Origin of the sequence: Dietzia sp. DQ11-38-2, from assembly GCF_014145055.1 — a bacterium.
Taxonomy (GTDB): domain Bacteria; phylum Actinomycetota; class Actinomycetes; order Mycobacteriales; family Mycobacteriaceae; genus Dietzia.
In genome coordinates, this window is the sequence record NZ_JAALDW010000099.1 from 1 (window position 1) to 3,668 (window position 3,668).

The window sequence follows — 3,668 nt, forward strand, 5'->3', positions numbered from 1 at the left end:
CCGGGCGGTGTCCGTGGCGGGCGGCATGCACCACGCCATGCCCGCCGCCGCGGCCGGGTTCTGCGTCTATAACGACTCCGCGGTGGCCATCAGCTGGTTGCTGGACAACGGGTACGACCGCATCGCCTACGTCGACATCGACGTCCACCACGGTGACGGTGTCCAGGCGGCCTTCTACGAGGATCCGCGTGTGCTGACCGTGTCCCTGCACCAGCACCCCGCCACGCTGTGGCCGTCGACCGGGTGGGCATCGGAGACGGGCGTGGGGCGGGCGGAGGGCACCGCGGTGAACCTGGCGTTCCTGCCAGCGGTCACGGACGGGTTGTGGCTGAGGGGATTCCACGCCGTGGTACCCGGGGCCCTCCGTGCGTTCGAACCACAGATCATCGTCATGCAGGCCGGGTGCGACTCGCACCGGGAGGATCCGCTGGCCGACCTGTCTCTCACAGTCGACGGCCACCGCGAGTCCTACCTCCAGGTGATCGCGCTCGCAGACGAGCTCTGCGAGGGGCGGATCATCGCGATCGGCGGAGGTGGATACGAACTGGTCCGGGTGGTTCCGCGATCGTGGACCCACCTCATCGCCGCGATCCTCGGGGTCCCCGTGGATCCGGGGACCCGGGTGCCGGAGGAGTGGGCGGCCATGGCCGCGCGGTACACCGTTCCGGACAGGGTCCCGCAGACGATGAGTGATGGCGCCGCCCCCGCGCACACGCCGTGGGAGCCCGCCGGCGCCGATCGCGGTGGAGAGGTCGACCGGACGCTGGCCCGACTCGACCAGTCGATCCTCGACACCCGCCGTTCCGTCTACCCCCTTCTCGGGCTCGACCCGGACGACCCCCGGGACTGACCGCAACGCCCGCGTCGCGGGTGCCCACCATCCACCACCGAAGTCTCTTGGAGGACCACGATGGCCAACCCCGGTGACGGAACGACCGACGTCGGCGACCCCGAGGGCGATGCGCCCGTCGTCACTCCGCCGGAGCACGCCTCCACCGACACGACGGTCGACGCGTATCCGGAGGGGTACCCGCACGAGTGGGCCGCCGACGTCCTGGGCTCCGACGGCCGGGCGGTGCGGATCCGTCCGGTCCTGCCCAACGATTCCGAGAAGATCGCGCGCTTCCACTCGAGTCTCTCCGAGCGGACGCGCTACCTGCGCTACTTCGGTTCCCATGACGTCCTGTCTGCCAGGGAACTGCAGCGGATGACCCATGTCGACTACCGCGACCGCATGGCGTTCGTCGCGGAGCTGGGTGCGGAGATCATCGGGATGGCGATCTACGAGCGCCTTCCCGACTCGACATTCGCCGAGGTGGCGTTCACCATCTCGGACCAGCACCAGGGAAGGGGGCTCGGATCGATCTTCCTGGAGCACCTCGCGGGGTCCGCCGCCGAGTGCGGGATCGACCACTTCGAGGCGGAGGTCCTGTCCGAGAACCGGTCGATGATCCAGGTGTTCCGTCGGGCGGGGTATGAGATCTCCCGCTCCTTCGACGGATCCACCCTGCACCTCGAGTTCGCTATCGACCCCACCGAGGCTCTGACCAACGTCCGCAACGCGCGCGAGACCGCGGCCGAGGCGCGCAGTGTCGCGAGGGTTCTCACCCCCGGGTCGGTGGCCGTCATCGGCGCCTCGGACCAGGTCGGCAAGATCGGCCACACTGTGCTGCGCAACCTCATCGGCAACGGGTTCACCGGTCCGGTGTACCCGGTCAACTCCGATGCCACCTCGGTGCAGTCCGTCCGCGCCTATGCCAGCGTCCGAGACATCCCCGACCCGGTCGACCTCGCCGTCGTGGCGGTCCCGGCCGCGTCCATGTCCGAGGTGCTGGACGATTGCCTGTCCAAGGGCGTGTCGACGCTCGTGGTGATCTCGGCCGGGTTCTCCGACGTCGGCAGCGCGGGTGTGGTGTCCGAGCGTCGACTGGTGAGCGAGGCCCGGGCGCACGGGATGCGGGTGGTGGGCCCCAACGCGCTCGGGGTGATCAACACCTCCGCCGACGTCCAACTCAACGCCACCCTCGCCGAGGTGGTCCCCGGGCCCGGACGGGCCGGGTTCTTCTGCCAGTCCGGCGCCCTCGGCATCACCATCCTCGCCGCCGCCGCCCGGCGCGGTCTGGGTCTGTCGACCTTCGTCTCCGCGGGCAACCGCGCCGATGTCTCCGGCAACGACCTGCTCCAGTACTGGGACACAGATACCGGGACCGAGGTGGTCCTGCTCTATCTCGAGAGCTTCGGCAACGCCCGCAAGTTCTCCAGGATCGCGCGCCGGGTGGCCCGCAACAAGCCGGTCGTCGTGGTCCGGCGGGCCGTCGACGACCTGGAGTCGGGGGTACAGGGACTGACCGCCTCGGCCATCCGTGGACTGTTCCGCGACTCCGGCCTCATCCAGGTGGACTCCATCACCGACATGTTCGACACCGCGACGCTGCTCGCCTACCAACCGCTGCCCGCGGGCGGACGCCTGGCGATCGTCGGGAACTCGACGGCCGTCGGCCGTCTCGGCGGGGACTCGGCCCGGTTGCAGGGATTCACGGTGGCGGACTCGGTGGACCTGGGAGCCGGGGCTCTGCCCGAGGACTTCCGCGCCGCGATAGCCGACGTGGTCGCCCGGGACGAGGTGGACTCGGTCCTGACGGTGTTCGTCCCACCGGTGGCCACCGAGCCCGACGCGTACGCCGAGGCCATCCGGGCCGCGGCGTCCGGCAGCTCCAAGCCGGTCGTGAGCACGTTCCTCGCCGGGGAGGGGCTGCCGGAGGGGCTCACCATCACCGACGACTCCGGCGTGGCCTCGCGCGGTTCCATCCCCTCGTACCCGTACCCCGAGCGTGCGGTGTCGGCCCTGGTCCGCGCCCGCCGCTACGCCGAGTGGTTGGACCGGCCAGCGGAGGAACCCGCCGAGTACGACGATATCGACCGAGCACGCGCACGCGACCTCGTGGACTCGCTCTGCCACTCGAACGCCGGACACACCTCGTTCGAACTCACCCAGGGGCAGGTCCGGAGCCTGCTCGAATGCTACGGGGTCGGGATCGTCGACTACCGCGTCGCGGCCGGGGTGGAGCAGGCTGCCATGGCGGCCGAGGAGCTCGGCTACCCGGTGGCGGTCAAGGCGATGGGGGAGAAGTGGCGGACCCGCAGTGACCAGTCCGGGGTCCGGTTGGACCTCACCGACGCCGCGTCGTTACGTCACGCGTTCGACGAACTCCAGACCACCACCGGCTCGCGCTCGCTGCACGTGCAGAAGATGGCCACCAAGGGGGTCGCCGTGACCATCCGGGTGGCGGACCACCCCATCTTCGGCTCGCTCATCTCGTTCGGAGTGTCCGGGATGCTTTCGGACCTCCTCGCCGATCGCGCGTTCAGTACTCTGCCGATCTCCCCGTCCGAAGCCCGATCGCTCCTTGATCGCCCCCGGGCCGCACCCATTCTCGACGGGTACGCCGGGGACACACCGGCTGACCGGGAGGCACTGGTGGAACTCATGGGCCGGATGTCGTGCCTCGTGGAGGACGTCCCGGAGCTGCGACGTCTGTCCATCGACCCCGCGCTCGCCGCCCCCGACGGGGTGGCGGTGCTGTACGCGCAGGTTCACCTGGGCCCGCCCCCGCGGTCCAGTGGGGACGAGGGCCCGCGGCGACTGCGCTAGCGGGTCGCGGCGGCCG

The 3,668-nt window shown here is 70.4% G+C and carries 2 protein-coding genes; both read left to right on the plus strand.

From position 1 onward, the window contains the following. Nucleotides 1-850: acetoin utilization protein AcuC (locus tag G6026_RS03910; protein WP_182612311.1), on the plus strand; the 850-nt coding region annotated here is incomplete at its 5' end. A gap of 60 nt (nucleotides 851-910) precedes the next feature. Then, nucleotides 911-3,652 carry a GNAT family N-acetyltransferase gene (locus G6026_RS03915; protein ID WP_182612312.1) on the plus strand — a complete coding sequence of 914 codons (2,742 nt, stop codon included), beginning with the start codon at nucleotides 911-913 and terminating at the stop codon, nucleotides 3,650-3,652. The last annotated feature ends 16 nt before the right edge of the window (nucleotides 3,653-3,668 follow it).